This window comes from Fluviispira multicolorata (assembly GCF_009208585.1).
Lineage (GTDB): Bacteria > Bdellovibrionota_B > Oligoflexia > Silvanigrellales > Silvanigrellaceae > Silvanigrella > Silvanigrella multicolorata.
The window spans coordinates 416635-436457 of record NZ_WFLN01000004.1 but is presented as its reverse complement, the minus strand read 5'-3'; the positions used below and the strand labels follow the sequence as shown (position 1 = coordinate 436457).

The window sequence follows — 19823 nt, the reverse complement described above, 5'->3', positions numbered from 1 at the left end:
TGAAAGTTTAGATATAACTTGTGAGTTGGTGAGTGACAAGAATAGTTGAAATGTTATTTTTTTCTCTTTTTTGAAAGCTTACTTAGGAAAAATAAATAACTATCAGGATTGTGATTAAATTCGAGTCTATTTTTACATTTTTGACAAAACTTTTCAGGACCATCTAAATATTTAGTCAGACCTGGTTCAATGTCATACCCCACAACAAGTGTAAAAATTTGTGTGTTATTACATGTTTCACAAGCATATTCAGCATCAAAAGATTCCACAGTGCATTTTCTTCCTATAAATTCAGGCACCATAGAAAGTTGATCGACAACGGAACAAGCACAGTTGATATAATGGAGTTCAACTTCTTTAAGCATTTCAATAGCATTGACCCATTTTCTCACTCCACTGCTATTGATACGTGCCACATCTTTAAGATCGATATAAAGAATATCAGTTTTTCTATTGGTTAAATCACTAAAATTTGCATTTTCATCTATAATGCCTGCTATCGAGACATAATCATCTCTTTTCCATTTTATCGATAATTCGGAAGTCATGCAGGTTCACCTGTTACGCGGCTAGAATTCATTCTTTCAATAATATGACAACAAAATTCAGAGAGTTCAACTGACTTTTCAGAGCAAGAGATTAAAGTTCCGAGTCTGTGAGCAATTATTGCCGCAATTTCATCTGGCGGCAAAGAGTCATCAAGAACGCCTTTTTTAATCAAATCATCAATTTCCATAGAAAGACGCCAAAGTTTAATCGTCAAAGCATCAGGTTTATTGAGCTTTTCTCTTTCTCTTTTCTTTTCAATCTCTATCTTTTTATGAGATAAATTTACGACGTTATTCATAAACACCTCTTTTGGCTTCACTCTTACAATTCTACCACAATAATTTATCGGCTTCTTTGTCGATATTCTTCTTTATCCAAGCATGGGCAGATTCTTTTATAAGTTTCTCTTTTGCATCTTTGGCAAGTTTCGTATAAATTCCCTGAACTTCAAGATCTTGAGAGCTTCTTTCCCTTTCAAGACGCTGAGCATAGCGTAGCCACTCTTCTGAACCATTTGAAATTCCTTTTTTTTCAAGATACGGTAAAAGTACTGATTTGTCACGAAAAGTGCTTGGACGTGTCAATGTGACTGCTAAAAGTGCCTTAGCAAAGGCTGTGTCACACAAATGACTTTTTTGATCTTTTTCATTAAATTCAAGTTTTAACCACTGTTCTGATGTTTTTGCCGAAGCAATAGTATCCCATTCACTGTCGTTTAGTTGATCTTTCATCCTAAGCATCCAATTACAAAAAACTTGTGTCTCAAAAATTTTGTCCGGCTTACTTAAAAGATCTCTTGAAATCACTGTATTCAATAAATTTTTTACTGAAACTTTAGAAACAAACTCATATTTTAAAAGTCTCTGTAAAGTTAATAATTCCCAAAAATCTTCTCGTTCTGTCATTTCAAATGCAGAACCTTCATACAATTTTACTTTATTTCCCCACTCCTGACTTTTAGATTTTAATAAATGATAACCTTCTATTGCCTTTTCAACAGAAGGATGTGTTGTTAAACTGTAAAATATTTCATGCATTTCTTTTCCGTCTTTTCCGATATTTGTCTTTCTCATTTCTTTCCACATTTTCATATCACTTAAGAATGCGCTGCAACGTAACAACTTAACTTTATCTTTATCATCCCATTTTAAACCTGCGACATAATTATGATTATGTTTTTCTAAAGAAATCAATTCTTTCCTATTTTTATTATAATATTCTATTAACTCTTTACATTTATTTTCTGAAGCTAATAAAGTGCCTTCTGCAAGTTCAAGTTCTTTTAATCTATGAGAAAAAAGCACTAAAAATTCGCTCTCAGGAAATTCTTTGCGATACACATCAATTTTTTCTTTTTGATCATTTGCTTTTTGCACAACATTTTTTTTCTTTTCTTCTTTTGATTTTTCACTCATATCGACAAGATCAGATCGTAATAAACAAGCTTTTGCCTGTTTCTTTAAAACATCACGCCCATTTTTAATTTTTTCTAAAACTTTTTTGTATTCTACTTTTTTTACATTTGGGGTTAACTTTTTTTCATATAAACAAAAAAGCCTAACTTGAGCATCTTCCGAAGCGGGATGACGATCAAAGTTTTTTAAAATCACTTCATAAATTGTTCGAGCCGTATCAGAATCTTTATTCAATTCAGAAATTTCAGCTAACCTCAAACGAGCCCAAGGGCCAAACTCTGGATCACCCACTGACTTTACAAATCTCTCAAAACCTCTTTTTGCAATATCATATTGACCAAGCCAATAAGCACTTTCAGCTCCAAAAAATAATGAGCTCGGAACTTTTTCAACAAAATTTTTATCATTTAGTTCGGCCCACGAATAAGATCTTCTTGCCCACCTCAAAATATCTAAATCAAAATAAATGTCCCCTGATAAAGAAAAAAGCAACGATGCAAGATCGGGATGGCATTGTCGCGAAATTCCACTCGCAATATATTCGATAGCTGCTGTTGGATCTTTAGAAGATATCATCGCAACGGCTCGAAATAAATCGATGGCTGAAAGAAGATCCGTATTGTTTTTTGCAGCTACAAAGACTTCACTTCTTGAAGTTGCATTTTTTTCAATACTAAGAGGTGAATCATTTTCCAGTGAAGGATATGAGAATTTTTTAATAAAATCCTCCATCTTTGCCGCTGATGTAAAGGCTCTTTGCCATATAAGCCAACCTTGATTCATTGCCATAGCATCAGCGTAAACAATGGGCATGACAGTACGAATCCAAGCAAGAGGATCGACGGGTTCTGGCAATAAGGAAACAGAAACTTTCTCTCCCGCAATTTTTGCTAAGAGCTTGAAATAAGTTGGAGAGTTAAAAATATTTTGATAAATGGGATCAATTACGTCTTCTTTTTTAGTTGGAAAATAAACCGCATTATCTACCCGTGTAGTTATGTATGAAAATAAACTGCGCGCAATGGAATAATGATCTCCATCTGTATATTCTCTTTCGGATGGAGGAACTGTATTCGCATTCCAAATATAGAGCTTATCTTCATTGTTAGAAGATAAAAATATTAAGAAAAACCCATGTAAAATATTTACATTAAGTCGAATAAGCGATTCTATTGAAACTTTGTCTTGCGCTAATTCTAATTGTAAAAAGAAAAAACAATCATAAGCTTTTTGTAAACGATTTTGTAACCAAAAATCTTGGCACATATTTAGCTTTGAAGTGTATTGATCATTTGCTTTAAAATAAGCTAATTTTGTCAAATTATAAACTGGAAAGTGTATTTTTACAGGCGGTCTTTTTATACTTGGTGGAAAGCCAACTTTCAAAGAATTTTCGGGATTTTTATGTGAATCAAACCAATTGCGTGGTTCTTCACCCTTTATACTACTGCCAAAATCAGCAATAAAATAAAAGGAATCAAATACTTTTTTACGTAACTGTTCTTGTTCCATTTTCTTAAAATCTTTTAGAGTGATCTTTGGATTATTTTTTAAATCGATTTCATTTTGTGGAATAAAATCTTCATTATCAAATAGACTCGGCCAATTTTGGGAATAACAAAGCGAGTGAAATGACAAAGTAACAAAAACAAGAAATAAATTTAATAAAAATAAATATATATTACTTAATTTTTTAAACACTTTCTCGCCTCCATGTCACCTTATCGACTTCAGACTTGGCAAGAAAAGTGCAAAAAATGGATTATAATTTATCTGACATTTCATTTATATTTTTAGAAGTTTCAACTCTAAAATCACTTTTCATTTTCGTTTCCATTTTATCAATGATTTCATTAATTTTTTCCTTAACCAAAATTCTTGCACCACTCAAAAAAGTAATTGCAGTGTCCGGCAAACTTTCTATCCATTGAATATTATTTTCATTTATAAAAACATCAGATCCATCAAGACGCGTAACTCGAATCATATTCCCCCCTCAAACGACTCTTGAGTTCGTTGCGTGGACTTAAGTTTAGATCTATGGTGCAAATCAGATTGTATCAGCACCTTTCAATCTAAAACAAGCCGAATTATTTGGAAAATAATCATGCCTCAAATCATAGACACCCAACAAATGAATTCCTTAAGAAAAAAAGTCCTCTGTTCAGTCTTTCTAATCATATTTATTGATTTGCTTGGTTTTGGTATGTTTATTCCTATTATGCCACTTATCGCGCGCTCATTTCAAGCTTCAGACACACAAGCAACTCTATTATCCACTTGGTTTTCTTTAGCCACAGTGCTTTCTGTAGTCTTTATCGGACATTTATCAGACATCTATGGTCGAAAAAAAATTCTTGTGTCTACAATTGTCATTTCAGCAATAGCTCAAATACTCACAGGTTATTCAACTTCTTACCTTTTTTTAGTATTTGCGCGCATACTAGCAGGTTTTGCCAGTGGCAATCTATCTGCTGCCCAAGCCTGTATTGCTGACATCACAGAGCGCAACAACAGAGCTAAATATATGGTCATTATTGGGCTTGCCTTTGGCGGAGGCTTTTCAATAGGTCCTGCCATAGGTACACTTGTCATCTTTTTATGCGATACATTCTCTCTGTTCGAAGGAAATTATTTTAAAGCAATCGGAATAGCGGCTGCGGCATTTAATATTATAAATTTAGTTTTATTGCTTAAACTTCAACCTGAAACTCATCCTAAATATGCAAAGGATCAAATTAAAAACTTAATTGAAATCATTCACATAAATAGCTCTCTTGAAAATATAAAAGAGGAAAAAACAGCGACTTTAGTTCAAAACTTAAGACATTTTTCAGGAAATCGTGCCTTTGTTGGGGTTATGGTAAGTGTATTTCTACAAATTTTTGCCTTTGCTGGGGTTGAAACGCTTTTACCCATTCTTTTAAGCGATGCTTACTATTTTAGTGAGTCATTCATTTATAAGAGCTATATTTTCATTGGAATAATCTCACTTTTAGGAAATGCTTTTTTAGCACGTTTTTTACTTAAAAGATTAGGAGAAGTATACACTCTTCAAATAGGGCAACTAAGCATAATTATTGGAATTATTTTAATTCCACTGGTTGCTCCTAATCCTTATGTGCTTTTCAGTGGACTTACCTTCTTATGTATTGGCACAAGTACATCAAATCCTTCCATAAATGCACTCGTAAGTCGACTTTCGCCAAGTACAGCACAAGGATTTGCTTTTGGCTGTTCACAGACAGTGGCTGCAATTGCTCGCATGATTGGTCCTGCTTTTATGGGGATTGCTTATGAGACAGGCTTTTATATTTCTTATCTAAAAGGTGAAAAATCTCTTTACATATCTGCCTTTATTCTCTTAACTGGAGTGATTGTAAGTTATGAAGCTCTCCGAAAAATAAGAGTTACATACGTATTTCCTAAAGAAAACAAGATATAATGAGTTAAAGGAACAAATGGATGAGAAAATCCCTAGCTATCAACGTTGCAAAAATCGGACAAAATTTAGATATTTCGTTTGGTAGCATAGAAAATAAACCCTCAAATTCAATACATTTTAATGATATTTTAAGCGAATGGACAAGAGAATTTCTTGAAACAACATCACTTACCACGCCAGAAGAACAATTTACAAGATTGAAGGGGTTATTAAAACTCACTCGTGAACATAACATGTATAGAATTGAAGGAGAAATTGAGTTTGAACCCCTTCTTGAATGTGTTCGTTCTCTCACTCCATTTAGAGAAAAAGTCACTGCTCACGTGAGTGCTTATTTTGTCCCAGAAACTTCTGCTGCTTTCAAAAACTCTGGAATTTCTCGATATATGAATGACTCTAAGCCTGAAGAAGAAATTGAATTAGAATCTTCAGACTTAGAAACCTATTCATATAATGGAAACTTTATTGAACTTGATGAATTCATTATAGATTCACTTTATCTTGCCCTTCCCGAACTTCCCCTATGCAAAGAAGACTGTAAAGGTCTTTGTTCGAGCTGTGGAACAGAATTAAATGAAGTTTATTTTGAAGGTAAAAAAATCTCTCCCATTCATACCAAAAATTGCTCTTATAATTAGTCTATCCGTTCCCAAAAATTCCCTTTATACATTTAATATTGAAGGGAATTTTTTATTTAAAATCAATATATCAAAAGTTAACAAATTAATTTCAATTAAATATTAATATTTAGTTAATAAATTATAAATTTCACACCGAAATAGCTTTAGATACATTTATGGTATTGAAGGAGATCTGTACATATGTACATTACTAAATCTTCCTTCTTGACATATTTAAGTAAGCTGATTTTGTTAACATTTTGTTTAGCTATGAGTTTTACTGTCTATGCTCAAGAACAAAATTATGATGAGTATAAAGTCCAAGCCTATGATACTCTTATTCACATCTTAAAAAGGCATTCATTACGTCCTGTTTTTGGAGCAAATGGTTCATTGGCAGAAACTTTAAATTTAAATCCAGTAAAAAAGAAGCATAATGGAGATCTCATATACATTGGCGAGATTTTGAAGCTCCCCAAAGCAGATAATTGGAGAAATGCAAATTTAAATAAAAATGAAAAAAATTTGGAGAATGAATATGCTAAAAAAGATCCTACAAAACCCAAAACCAGTAAGAAAGTTGTAACTCAGACTGAAAATGAAAAAATAATTATTAAAAAAGCAAAGCAAGATGACAAAGAACCACAAAAAACTGTGATAAGAAAACCAATTCCTAAAAAACCTGAAGAAACTCCACCGGTGGTTAAAAAAACACTTGAGAAGAAACCTATCCTTCAAAAACCTGAAGAAATAAAATCCATCACGAAAAAAACTCTTACATTGCCAGCACAAAATCAAAAGAAAAGTGCTTTTATTGAAAAAGAAAATTCATCAAAAATACCACAAAATAAATCAGATACTTTTTCAAATGGCACTCATGAAAAGAAACCAGCTGGAGAGTTTAAACCCCAAATCCAAACCGCTATTACAGAAACTAATACAATAGAACAACAAGAAAAAACGAGTGATTCTCAAACAGATAATAATTTGAGTCCTTTAATGAGTTATAAGAACGATTCTGAAAGTTTTATAAACTATCAATTTTTTATTGAATCTTTAAAATATTGTTTTCCTATGCCTGCCTGCAAAATTGGTTTTCAAGAACCTGATTCAAAATGTTGCAAAAAACCTAAGAAATTTTTTATAATAAATGAATCTGATTCACTTTAAATCGAACTCATAATTCAATCTGTCAAACATTGCTAAAAATACAATCTGTCTATATGCATATAATAACTTTCTAATTCTAAAAATATACTATACATTCTTTCCTGTTATTTGGTTTTTATTCCGCTTAAAAGTTAACACTTTCATAAAATGGCCTTTAATATGTTATTTCAAAAATATGTTCCTCCTCTATTATTCATTAGCTTTTTAATTTCTTCATGTCGTTCTCCTTCTAAGAGTTTTCTATTTGATGACTTTACATTTAAAAAAGAGTCTTGGGACAATGTTCCTTTAAGTGAAACTTTAATTAAAAAAGATTCACTTATTAGCTCAATAGAAAATAATATTCAATGGCTCAATAACAAAAAATCAAATTCTATTTTTCAATTAAAAGATATAAAGTTTTCGACACAAGATTATATCTGTTCAAGTACTAACTTATTAAATGACATTAAAAGAGATAAAATTTTGTTAACTTCACTGAAAAATAATTTTGATGTCTATAAACTAGCCATAGAAGATGATAAAAATGTTTTATACACAGGTTACTATATTCCTTATGCTGAAGCTTCTGATAAACCTTCAAAAACATACAAAACGCCCGTTTATAAAATGCCGAAAGATCTCATCACAGTAGATTTAGAAGATTTTAATCCAAACTATAAAGGAAAAAGAATTCGAGGTAGAGTTGAAAAGAATCAACTCAAGCCTTACTGGACACGCGAAGAAATTACGAGCAAAAAAAAATTAGACAATAAAAATCTAGAAATAGCATGGGTAAAAAACAAAGTAGATCTTTTTTTTATTGAAATACAAGGCTCTGGTTTATTAATTTATCCAAATGGTGATAGAAAATATATTCACTACTCATCACAAAATGGAAGAGAATATAATCCAATAGGTGCTCTTTTATTTAAAGAAGGTCATTTAGATAAATCTAAGATTACCATGCAAAGCATTCGAAAATGGTTAGATGATAATCCAAAAGAAAAAAATAGAATCTTAAATTATAATAAGTCTTACGTCTTCTTTTCTTTAGAAGATGATGGTCCTTTTGGAAATATCAATGTCAGACTCATTCCTGAAAGAAGTATTGCTGCAGATCAAAGAATTCTACCAGCTGGTACCTTAACACTTCTTGACTTTAAAATGCCAGCAACCTTCAATACACTGACAAATATTCAAAATCTGCCTGACGAAAAGTTTAATCAACTGGCTTTTGTTCAAGACACTGGTGGTGCAATCAAGGGACCCCATAGAATTGACGTTTTTTGGGGGGAAGGTCACAAAGCAGGAGAGATTGCAGGTGCTACTCAACAACAAGGAGAAATGTATGTGCTGATTCCAAAAAATCCTTGCCTTCCTCTTTTAGCTCATGATTAAAATCTCTTTCAATCTCCACCGAAGCAACTCATAGAAGTGTTAAAAAAATGCAATCAATAAAAAATCATTTTTAATTTTTAAATAAAAATTTTTATGCATTATATTAGTGATATATTTTCGAGAGCATTTAAATCATTTTTAAATGCTCTCGAAAAATCCGAAAGGCTTGTCATCATGCAAAATTTTATTTTATTTATAACTTGCACTCTCATTTGGGGCGGGAACTATTTTGCCACTAAATATCAATATGGAGTTGTTGCTTCAGAGTATTCGGTTTTATTTCGGCTCCTTATTGCATTCGTTCTTTTTTTAATTTTAAATGGTATGTTTAAAAATACTAAAAAGAAACTCTCATTTTCAGATCACTCAACTCTTGCATTATTTGGAACATTTAGTTTTTCAGTTAATTATATTTTGTTTTACTATGCAGCAGGTTACTTAATCTCAAGTTATATTGTTATTATTTTTTCAGTTAAAAGTATTATTTCACCTATTTTATTTAGTATTATAAAACGACAGAAATTAAGCCGAAATCTTATAGCTGGTGCACTTATTTCCATAGTAGGTGTAGTCTTTCTTTTGAAAGATTCATTCCAAAACGCACATTTATCTTTCTATGGAATTATTCTTGCACTTCTTGGCACTGTATTAACATCTATTGGAGATGTTTTTTCAATGAAAAATGTGGAAAAAGATATACCCCCAATTCAAGCAAATATGTGGGGGCTTTTTTATAGTATTTTAATAATGACATTTTATACATCGATCTTTATTCCACAAAAAATAACCGTCATTTCAACTGTAGGCTCTAGTTATTATCTATCCCTTTTATATTTAGCCGTTTTTGCTTCTTTTTTAGCATGGCTCTGCTTTCTAAATTTAATTAAAAGAATTGGAGCAGCTAATGCCAGTTATATGGTCACACTTTTTCCTGCAGTTGGCATAATATTATCCATATTATTTGAAAATCTAAATATAACAGGCAATTTGATTTTTGGTTTATGTCTACAACTCATAGGCAGTTTTATCGCATTTTATAGGCAAATAATAAATTCGATACAAAAATTTTCTACAAAAAAAGCAACTATCGCAAACGTTGAGTGATAAACCCAATCCAACCCTGAATTTGTTCCCACATTGTTAAGGAGTTTTCTTTTGAAGTAATATGTAGGCCAATAAATACAGCTAAAATTATAAGACACCAAAATAAAATAAAATTACTATACTTTTTTAATAATGAAATTAAAAACTTTTTGCGAATTTTTTGAAATTCAAGTTCAAGCCAATTGTGAAGTGAAGGCCATCCCGTGATATAATCTACAAAAACTCTTTGCTCGAGAGTATTAAAATAATGCTGTGCTCCCTTGGAATCGAGACCAGATAACTCAGAAACCACACACTGCCCAAGCAACCAATCTGTTCTTAATTGCTTAACTTCATAAATAGCTTGAGGAACAAATCTTTTTTTGAAATAATGAAAGGAAAGCAATGTGAAAAATCTCTGAAAGGAAAGCTTTGAATTTTGTGAAAGAGATTTTTTTAAAATATCAAGAAAAACATCATCTACATCAGATGAACCAGATGGCACACCAAGATATAACGCTATCTTAAACAATGCATTTGTCCCGATATCAAATGTTTCGACTTCACTTCCTAAAATATCGGAAGTCATAGTCGCTTGCATTTGCGTCTTTTTACTATTTATATCGAAAGAGCTATTCACAAAAGATCAATCTCACTAAAATTTCCCATACCACTCACTTCTGGCAAATACTCTATATCGTTCTTTGGCACAAGCACCTGACGTTCACCACCCCTCGTATGCGCAAGGAATCTTGGACAACTTTTATGTGAATTTTCTGTAAAAGGAGCAAAAGTGCATGCGGCTCCACAAGCCGATTTCACTCCACAAACTTCGCTCAGCACAAGTTTCCCCTGAGCATCGACCAAACCTTGCTTTACGTGGTATGGGCAGCGACTCTCCTTCATGCTTAACCTCCATGGCTAGAAAATACACAAACAGGAGCTAGATGCGCAAAAAATTTGCACATGTAGAAAATTTGACACATATTTAAGCTTAAATGGCTTTAAACAGAGTAAATCATATTGCAAATCTCCAGTCAAATATTTTCCTATGTAATTTTGGAAGCTTATCTTATATTTTGCATGTCATATTTTTGAAAGAGTCAAAAATATGAACTTTTTAAATGCAATTGAACTGAATTTTGCACTTTTACCCTTCACTTCTTCAAATTACTTTCTTGCATAAACCTTATGCACTGGGAAAATATTTCTTAATATTAAAAATAATATATAATTTTATAAAATAATTTTAAATTATATATTAAAAATTATATTTTTTACAATTTTAATTTTGTTCAGTTTTTATAAATAAACCCCAAATTCTAGTCACCCCCAACCATACTCAAAATCTTTCATTATAAAGCTAGAGTCTTTTTATTAAGTTCAAATATATAACTGCAAAAAGGTATAATATGATCCAAAATCCAGCCCGCAATACTTTAAAATCTATAGACTACTGGTATTTACAAACAAATCTAAGTCAACTTGAGAGAATGCGCGCACTTGAGTATTTAACTCGCCATCATCAAAATTTTAAAAGCAAAATTTTTATTGCACACTGCTGTGCCAATGAAGAAAAACAAAAAAAACTAATAGATATATTAGAAAATAAAAACGACAGTATTGCAGAAAGCTGCATAAAATTTCTGACTCGTTATCAATTAGAAAGTGCAGTTCATAAAAGAATACCTCACCCCAACCTTTTAGCTATTCAGTATATTGGAAATCCAGCTATCTTAAGTTCACCTAAAGTAGCTATCATTGGTTCAAGAAAACCCACACTTTACGGACGAGAACAGGCATATCGCTTTGCTAAAGAGCTCGCTTTAGCAGGCTGCACGGTTGTATCAGGCGGTGCCATTGGAATTGACACCATTGCACAGGAAGTAGCCCTTCAGCATGGAAATTCTTGTTGCATTTTAGGAAATGGTCTGCAAAACCCTTATCCCTCAAGCAACCACATTCTCTTTCAAAAACTTAAAAAATCTCCTCAAGGTCTTATTTTTAGCGAGTTTCCTATGCAAGAAAGAGCCCATAAATGGAATTTTCCGCAGCGAAATATAACAATTGCTTCCCTCGCTGACTTTGTGCTTGTAATAGAAGCGACTCTGACGAGTGGAAGTCTTATCACTGCCAATGCGGCCTGCGAATTGGGCGTTGATGTAGGAGCAGTTCCAGGGTGCATTGATAATATGAACAGCGAAGGGACCAATGAACTTATAAAAAATGGAGCATTTTGTATTCAAAATTCTCAAGATATTCTTGAAAGATTAAACTCACTTTATCGAAATGTTTAAATCCGCAAAACAAAGTACAAATTATGAGCACACCATTTGTCAATGCGAGTGAGTTCATTTAATCTCCGGCTACAAATGCGCATTTGAAGTGCGCTTTTGAATAAGGATTGGTATTGTGAAAAAAGATTTCTTTGAAAATTCAATGTTCCTGTGTAATCATAAAGGCATAAAAGAATTTGCAGAAAATTTTATCAATCAACAGATAAAAGAAGATAATATTCAGTGGTCTGTTATCTGTGAAAGAAAAGAAGATTTAATAGCAATTCGCAATCAATTATTCTATGAGATTGACAAACAAAATCACACTCAAAACAATACAAATGCTATCATGGGCATTTCAATGTACACTTTAGACAGTTTAGCACAAAATTTTTGCTCTACTCTTGCAGCAACAACGAATAAAAAACTATTAGCTGAACTTCCTTCATTCATACATAAACCCTATCTTGATGTCATAAACCAAGAAAATCTTATAGAAATAATCTTGCAATTATTCGGTTATGCAGGCAATGACTCACTGCCATTGGCAAAACAAATTCTTTCCCTTATCGACGCTACCTGGCCTCCCGACTTAAATTTTGTTCAACTTATTTTAAGCACTCAAGAAAAAGAAAGTACGCGTTCTGTTCAAGAAATTAATGAAATAGCACTCAAACAAATTATTGCCGCTTATCAATATGCATCTTTAGAATTAAAAAATTACAGTCGATTGCAAAATTTGGTTTCTGAATATTTACAAGGATCTTTTAAAGATCATCTTTTTAATACTGAACTAAACAAAGAATTAGTTTTGCCAAAAAAGTTTTTAAAAGGAAATATTCTTTGGATCTCTGCACCTGAATATCCTATTAAAAATATTGAACATATAGAAAAGATTAAAGATAATGAATGTATAAAACCAGGAAATTTTCAATGTATAGTAGTCTCAGAATTTAAAAAAGCCATTCTCAAAGCACGAGATATTTTAAATTTCACAACAAACTCATTCTATGATTCAAGAACTATACTTACCCAAAAATACAAAAACTCATCTCAAAATCTAGAAAGTGAAGAGCACAATCAAAATAGTCATATTTCATATTATGTGGCAGAAAATAAGCACAATTATTTTGATTTGCTTAACAATGTGCTCAATGAAAAAGAGACCCTCACGCTTTTAGCGGACTTTGACCCCGGTACATTTAAAGAAACTCGTTCTGATGCGGGAGGATCTTATAATTTATCTTTAAGTGATTTTGAAGAATGGCAAAATAAAAATTTTTCCTATACAGATTCCAAAAATATCTTTCCTAAAATTGACGATCTTTTTCAAAATTTCTTAGATAAAATTTCTCTCATTTCTGATGAAGAACTATTATCTAAAATCGCAATAAATTATTCTATAAATTTTAACACAATTAATAGCGATGTCATTTTTAAACTATTTCAAAGAAATCTTGAAAAAGAAACCATCACACTTGGGGAACCTCATCCTATTGCAAAATCTCCTAGAGCCTTATCATTCCTTAATGGAAAATTTCTACCCCAAAAAATAGTTGCAGCAGGTCGTGCGCATGCGCCCACATCATCAAGTTTTCATGTTAAAGTGCTTAACAATGCAATTTCACTCCTGCGAAAACAAGGAGTTTTAATAGATCTTCCAGCAAGTGAAATTATGTACAGAGGTTATTGGAAAAACCTCTGCGAACAACAAATACCAATTGAATTTTGGCTTGAAAACTCAAGAGAATTGGATAATTTTCCTACATATTTAAAGCCAAAAAGGAATATATTTGAACTTGGCCAAAAACTTCCTGACACTCATTTTTCCAATTTATTCTTACGTCTCAACTCTCAAAGCGAAGATCCAAAATTTTATATAACTGACTGGAAATCTCGATTTCTGTATGAAAAGAAGTATCTTTCAATCACTGAATTTGAAAGATATATTCTTTGTCCACTTCAATACTTTTTAACAGATATTTTAGGTATAAAAAAATTAAAAAATGAAAATTTAAATATCGATTATATGAGCATCGGCACAAAAATGCATATGATTGCCGAACAAATAATCACAAGGCTTGTCACTCTTCTTGGCAATGAAGATTATAGTAAAGTTATGTCGTCTGTATATGAAAGTATTTTGCATGAATTAAAAAATGAAACTCTTTTTTTAAGCTCTGACAAAGAGACCTGGTATTCATTATTTAAAACAGCTCTTGATAATTCCCAATGCCAAAATTCTTCTGAAATATTTTCTGCATTTAAAGAAGCAATTGACATTTTATGGAGCATTGAGAAAAGTGTAAAAAGCACATTTGAAAAAAATATTGAACGAGAAACCATTAAAAGAACATTTTATCGCTTTCTAATGCTTGAAAAAGAATTTACTCAAAATATTCCAAATAAAAAAACAGGTCTTGAAAGAGAACGCAATATTGTACTTGAATTGTCAGATTTAAAATTTATTGGAAAAATTGATCGCATTGATGCCACCTCTGAAGGATTGCATATTATCGACTATAAAACTTCTAAAGCAACTAAACAAAATAGCGGTATAGTAATTTTACCTTCAGAACTTAAAAATAAAAAAACTGCTAAATTATGCGTACAAGGAGGTTTATACAGCTTAGCATGGGCATCACAAAAATTACTTACTGAAGAAAAAAATTATTTTCATAAAATAATATCATTTTCACTCTTTCAGCTTAAAAATTTAGATGAAGAAAAGAATATTATTTTAAATTATATTTTTAAATCTCCATTAGAAAAAGACAGTGATTTATATTTAAAAATATATAATGAATTCAGTGAGTATGCCAAAAATCTAAAAGAAGGTGACTTTTATCCCAAACCCGTTCAAGCAGCACAATGTGATTTTTGTGATTTTAAAAGTATTTGCCCTCTTCCAAACGAAATAAAACCTGAGGCTGAAGAAAGTGAAGGCCATGGCTGAACTAACTATTGAACAAAAGCAATGTATAGAGTTTTATCCTCATAAAAAAGATTTACAAAAGCATCTTATCATTGAAGCCGGCGCAGGAGCTGGAAAAACGCAAGTTCTTACCGAACGTATTTATTGGCTCTTACATCATAAAAATCCAAATATTCAAATAAGTCCTGCGAAAATCTTTGTTGTAACTTTTTCTAAAGATGCTTCTTTTGAAATTGCAGAACGAGTTGAAAAAGTATTACGAAATGAAAATTTAAAAGAAGATCTTTTTCCTCTAATTCATATTTCAACAATTGATAGTTTTTTTGCAGAATTAGTACAGTGTATTTATCCAACATGGTGGGGAAATCATATAAAAAATAGTGAATCAAAATACATGCCACCCAAATTGCAATTGATCCACGAAAATATTGTTTGCCAAGAACTTAATATCACACTTTCTAATTTCTTTAAAAATAATACTTTTTCAGAATATGAAAAATCAGCTACTATTGATTTTATTTTATCTGGTGGTTTTAAAAAAGGTTTTAAAAAAAATAAAGGAACATTAGAAAACCTACTATCAACAATGTGTTCAGACTGCTTTTTAGCTGCCACTGAAAATGAAATTCGTATTGCAGCTAAAAATATTCATCCTGCAACTTTATTTTTATTGCTTAAAATGCATAATATTGCCCGTCTTCAATATGAAAAAAGACTACAAAAAGGTGAGTTAACCTATGCTGATAGAACGGTTTTTTTAAAAGAAAATTTAAAAAACAATATTCCTATACAAATTCAAGAACTCATTGTCGATGAGTATCAAGACACAAATCATATACAACATGCAATTTTATTTCATCTTGTTCAAGAGTGTCAAGCAAGAATGTTAGTTGTTGGCGATCCAAAACAAAGTATATATGGTTTTCGCAATGCCAGTGTGGATGTCTTTCAAAGTATAAAGAATGATAATCACTGGAAACATATCGAGCTTAAAAAAAATTTTCGCTCCGTTCCTCTATTATTATATGAAATTAATAAACTCTCAAATATAACTTTCTCTTGGCAAAATCCATTTTTTCCAAACTCCTTTAAAGATTCTTATTTTTATAAAGAAGCTTTACATAAATTTATTGCGGATAATCCACTGGAAGTTGGATTAAAAAATCTACCAAGTGAAAATAAGAATGATGTATATAAATCACAGCTACAATCACCCTCGGTGTTTATTGTAACTGCATCTCTATTACCTGATCGTTTTAGCAGTGATGAAAAAAAAGACTCCTATTCAGAAAATAAAATTAAGTTAAAAGACTATGCTTTAACAAAGTTTGTAACTCACCTAAAGAGATTTAAAGAAGAAAGAAGTGAAAAATGGTCTGAATATGTATTTTTATGCGAATCAAATAAAGATGCGCTCTCTGTTACAGACAAGTTAAGAGAAATTGGAGTCCCTGTTAAATGCAATGCAAAAAACCAAGATGATAATAATGACTCACCTGAGTTGAATGTTGCTTTAGCTTTAGCAAAACTGTTGGCATTTGAAGGTGATTCCTTTGATTTATATGAGATTATGCAAAGCTCATTGTCACCTTATTCACATGAAAGCATTGAAGAGTACTTTAAAGAATTAAAGTTTAAAAACTTAACTGAGAATAAAATTTTAAATTTAATTGAAAAATATAGACATATTGCAAAGGAAAATTTTTTTAAAGCGTGGCAACTTTTAAGATGGGAAATTGTTGAATTACATGAAGATACTCAATTAAAATTTGCGGCCTCTGTTTTTTGCGCTAAAATGGATTCCTTTGCAAAATCTTTAAATAATAAACTTGCTTCCCCATCCTTTCAAATGCTCCTGAAAAATAAAATCTCCATTATTTTAAATAATTTAAATGAAGCAGAAAAATTAGACAATTTTAATAAATTTTTATTACCTGAAAGCATTGACAAATGGGATATTGAAAACACTGAAAATAAAATTGAGAATAAGGAAGATGCTCTCGAAGTTAAAACTGTGCATGGAGCTAAAGGATTACAATGGAATGTAGTCTGCTTTTTACCAAAATTTGGTTCAAGCAAATCTTTTGGAAAATTCACCACATCGCAATCATCAAAGTACCTTGATATTTCTTGGTTACAAGATGATGATGACTCTCTATCTATTATGCAGCGCATTCAAAATCTGAATTTTTTAGAAAATGATCATGAAAGTGAATATAAAAAAAATGGAGCTCTAAATAAAATTCATTGGTTTGCCAAATTACGCAATCATATTGAACAAGATTTTGAACGACAAAGAGTCTTTTATACAGCATTCACTCGTGCAAAAAAGAATCTTATTTTATTTCAACCTATGCGACAAAAAGAAAAAGGATTGAGAGATGATTTTCACTTTTTAAAATCAACGGATTTGCCTTTTCAAAAATATTTAGAGGAAGATGTTTATTTAAGATATTTAGATCAACATTTCTTTTTAAGAAGCCCTGAAAAACCCAAAGGCAAAGGTTCTAGAAGTCTTCCTGCCCTCATTCCTCCTGAACCTTGGTATCAAGATGGAGAAGAAACTCCCAATCAATTTGTTTCAAAATGTGAAAATATCGCATTTTATGATTATGGTCCCCAGTTTTTGCATTCATTTCATAAAAAACAAAAAATAATCACTAAATCAAACCCATTTTATGAGATAAATTTTACCTTAGGACCAAAAATTGCAGCCCAAACAATTGAAAATAAATATGATTTTATTCACAATGAAGAGCAATTAAATTCTGATGAAATAGAGTTAGATCATAGCGAAGAAAAATTAAACTCTTTTAAGAAAGAAAATATCAAAGAGATATTAAATAAATTAAAGACACAAAGAAGTAAAATATATAAAGGAATTCTTTATCATGCAGCAGTTGAAAACCGAAAGGCACGTAAATCTTCAATTCAATTTCTTTTAGAAAAAAGTGCTTATCAGACCTTTCATGAGCTTGAAATATGGTCAAAAAAAGAAAACCATCTGCACTTTTTAAATTCTTCGAGAAATATACTTGATTTTCTGGCATTGTATGAAATAAAAAAGTTTTCTGATTTCAGTTTTGAAAATATTTATGACTTTTCAACCAAAAATTCCATAAATTTTACTGAATTTATTGCAAATCAAGAAATTGACATCGCAGTCGTTCTAATTGTTGATTTCAAAACAGGGAAAAAAAAGCCAGAACATTTAACGCAAGTTCATAACTATATGAATATTATAAATAATTTTTCATTAAAACGCATTGATGTCAATTCTGATAAAAAGCGCCAATACCTCATCATGAGCGCTCTTTGCTATACTAAAAATGTCGATGAGAGAGATGAAACTTATTGGGAGGAGATGAATTTGCCGAAGTATCAATTTGAGTCGGGAGAGAGCTTTTATCTATTTAAATAGTAAATTTTGCTCCCAAAAAAGCCGACACACTACTTTGACCAAAGGCATAAAAAGAGTAACAATTTTGTAAAACCAGATATAATAAGGCTCATGATGACATCATTTACCCTCTATATCGCTGAGAACCTTAATAAGCTGATAACTCCAGCACAATTGAACTCTTTTCAAGTCGTGTGCGAAGAGTGTAAAGTTAATTTGCAACAGAATCTCAGTAATTTAGAAATTATGAATCAATTAAAAAACAACAATCAAGCTTTTGTTGTTCTTGAAGTCAATGATTTTATTTGCTTTATAAAGAAAAATAAAGCATTAGTCAATAATAACTTTATATTAATGCCACAAGAAAAGGAATCTTTCGCACTTGAAAATCATAAAGAAGAAATAAAAAAAATAAGGTTTATCATAGGCAATCCTCCTAATGATCTTCTAAAAATATTTTTAAAACACATTTTTGAATTTAAAAATAAAGAAAATCAAAAAGGAATATGCTCTTACTTTGATAAGGAAAATATTGTTACTTTCAAACACGATGTCATGCATTCATCAGAAAGAAGTGGACTCCAGCAAAAAGTAACAGATTTTTTTCAACAGGAAATTCAAAAAAATAAAGACAAACTCGTTGCAGGCACCAATTCCTATGCGAAAAGCATGGGTGATATTTTAGATGAGTTTTTAATGAATGCTATTTGGGACGCCAATCCCAAAAGAGCATCCACTGATAGAAGTCAAGCCATTGCATTGAATGAAAGCGAAAAAGTTAATTTATTATGTATTTTCGATACCTTAAATTTTATACTTTCTGTAAGTGATCAATTTGGCACATTTTATGGAGCAACCATTGAAAAATACATATGTCACGCCTTAGGGCTAAAAGACCCAGGAGTTGGTATAAGTCAAGGAACCGCAGGTGCAGGACTTGGTATTTTTATGGTTATGCAAAAAATTGGCGTGCTTATTTTTGAAGTTGAAAAAGGCAAGATAACCCGTGCCACTGCAATTGCACGCGGTGATCAAGCCATGCGTGAATTGCAAAAAAAACCTAAAACAATTCTTTTTTTTGAACGTGGTTAAAGCTTTTCTTAATGTTTACAACCCATTCCACAAACATGTCGCATTGCCAAACGTGCAGCTTTTGCAGCAGGTGAATCGCCTTTTGCTTTATTAAAAGCAAAATAGTTATTTGCTAAAGCAGTAGATGAAGCCGACGCCGCTTGCGAGTTAACGTTAAAGGCGGTAACAGCACGATGCACGTCATGACCACAAGTAGGACATTTTTTTATAGATTCCTGATTAACCGATTGCAGTTTTTCAAAAAAGCAGCAATTATTTACAGGTTCATTTTCAGACCAAATGGTTGGTTCATATATATAAATTGGCAAAATAAACCTCACTTTAAATTTCTAAATAAACTGCTGTATTAGCTAATCGCATTATAATAATTTTGATAGCTACAATTTCTCACAAAAAAATATAAAATTTGTTTTTAAATAAGTCAATTTATAACTAATCATCTTACAACATATTTAATA

General features: G+C 31.3%; 16 protein-coding genes. 9 read left to right on the top strand and 7 right to left on the bottom strand.

The window, feature by feature from the left end; translation table 11 throughout:
• Positions 1–53: 53 nt before the first annotated feature.
• From GCL57_RS01970 to GCL57_RS01955, 4 genes are all read right to left on the bottom strand, one after another.
• Positions 54–548 carry a hypothetical protein gene (locus tag GCL57_RS01970; protein WP_152211580.1) on the bottom strand — a complete coding sequence of 165 codons (495 nt, stop codon included), beginning with the start codon at positions 546–548 and terminating at the stop codon, positions 54–56.
• Positions 545–847 (bottom strand): hypothetical protein, encoded by a 303-nt coding sequence (locus GCL57_RS01965; RefSeq protein WP_152211579.1) that lies wholly within the window; start codon positions 845–847, stop codon positions 545–547. The genes GCL57_RS01970 and GCL57_RS01965 overlap by 4 nt, the downstream gene beginning before the upstream one ends.
• Positions 848–878: 31 nt before the next feature.
• A complete protein-coding gene (locus GCL57_RS01960) occupies positions 879–3665 on the bottom strand; it encodes a tetratricopeptide repeat protein (RefSeq protein WP_152211578.1) in 2787 nt (928 codons plus the stop codon).
• 61 nt (positions 3666–3726) lie between these two features.
• Positions 3727–3951, bottom strand: coding sequence for a flagellar FlbD family protein (locus tag GCL57_RS01955; protein ID WP_152211577.1), 225 nt, complete (start codon positions 3949–3951; stop codon positions 3727–3729).
• A 120-nt stretch (positions 3952–4071) separates the two neighbouring features.
• Between GCL57_RS01955 and GCL57_RS01950 the strand changes: the two genes are divergently transcribed.
• The 5 genes from GCL57_RS01950 to GCL57_RS01930 all read left to right on the top strand — a co-directional run bounded on the left by GCL57_RS01950 (position 4072) and on the right by GCL57_RS01930 (position 9683).
• The gene (locus GCL57_RS01950) at positions 4072–5409 is read left to right on the top strand and encodes an MFS transporter (RefSeq protein ID WP_152211576.1); all 1338 of its coding nucleotides are present in this window, start codon (positions 4072–4074) and stop codon (positions 5407–5409) included.
• Between the two features lie 20 nt (positions 5410–5429).
• A complete protein-coding gene (locus tag GCL57_RS01945) occupies positions 5430–6047 on the top strand; it encodes a YceD family protein (RefSeq protein WP_152211575.1) in 618 nt (205 codons plus the stop codon).
• Between the two features lie 183 nt (positions 6048–6230).
• Positions 6231–7199 (top strand): hypothetical protein, encoded by a 969-nt coding sequence (locus GCL57_RS01940; protein ID WP_152211574.1) that lies wholly within the window; start codon positions 6231–6233, stop codon positions 7197–7199.
• A 159-nt stretch (positions 7200–7358) separates the two neighbouring features.
• On the top strand, positions 7359–8579 hold the full coding sequence (gene mltA, locus GCL57_RS01935) for a murein transglycosylase A (protein ID WP_161597550.1): 1221 nt from the start codon (positions 7359–7361) through the stop codon (positions 8577–8579).
• Between the two features lie 174 nt (positions 8580–8753).
• The gene (locus tag GCL57_RS01930; RefSeq protein WP_161597549.1) at positions 8754–9683 is read left to right on the top strand and encodes a DMT family transporter; all 930 of its coding nucleotides are present in this window, start codon (positions 8754–8756) and stop codon (positions 9681–9683) included.
• Here GCL57_RS01930 and GCL57_RS01925 read toward each other — a convergent pair.
• Positions 9664–10302, bottom strand: coding sequence for a hypothetical protein (locus GCL57_RS01925; protein ID WP_152211571.1), 639 nt, complete (start codon positions 10300–10302; stop codon positions 9664–9666). The genes GCL57_RS01930 and GCL57_RS01925 overlap by 20 nt on opposite strands.
• Positions 10299–10568, bottom strand: a complete 270-nt coding sequence (locus tag GCL57_RS01920) for a hypothetical protein (RefSeq protein WP_152211570.1) — start codon at positions 10566–10568, stop codon at positions 10299–10301. The genes GCL57_RS01925 and GCL57_RS01920 overlap by 4 nt, the downstream gene beginning before the upstream one ends.
• A 506-nt stretch (positions 10569–11074) precedes the next feature.
• Here GCL57_RS01920 and GCL57_RS01915 point away from each other — a divergent pair.
• The 4 genes from GCL57_RS01915 (at position 11075) to GCL57_RS01900 (ending at position 19365) form a co-directional block, all read left to right on the top strand.
• Entirely contained in the window at positions 11075–11959 is an 885-nt protein-coding gene (locus GCL57_RS01915; protein ID WP_152211569.1) for a DNA-processing protein DprA, read from the top strand.
• Positions 11960–12074: 115 nt separating this feature from the next.
• A complete protein-coding gene (locus tag GCL57_RS01910; RefSeq protein WP_152211568.1) occupies positions 12075–14894 on the top strand; it encodes a PD-(D/E)XK nuclease family protein in 2820 nt (939 codons plus the stop codon).
• The gene (locus GCL57_RS01905; RefSeq protein ID WP_152211567.1) at positions 14887–18294 is read left to right on the top strand and encodes a UvrD-helicase domain-containing protein; all 3408 of its coding nucleotides are present in this window, start codon (positions 14887–14889) and stop codon (positions 18292–18294) included. Before GCL57_RS01910 ends, GCL57_RS01905 begins: the two co-directional genes overlap by 8 nt.
• Before the next feature lie 195 nt (positions 18295–18489).
• Positions 18490–19365 (top strand): hypothetical protein, encoded by an 876-nt coding sequence (locus tag GCL57_RS01900; protein ID WP_152211566.1) that lies wholly within the window; start codon positions 18490–18492, stop codon positions 19363–19365.
• Between the two features lie 8 nt (positions 19366–19373).
• Here GCL57_RS01900 and GCL57_RS01895 read toward each other — a convergent pair whose 3' ends face one another.
• A complete protein-coding gene (locus GCL57_RS01895; protein ID WP_152211565.1) occupies positions 19374–19673 on the bottom strand; it encodes an FmdB family zinc ribbon protein in 300 nt (99 codons plus the stop codon).
• Positions 19674–19823: the final 150 nt, after the last annotated feature.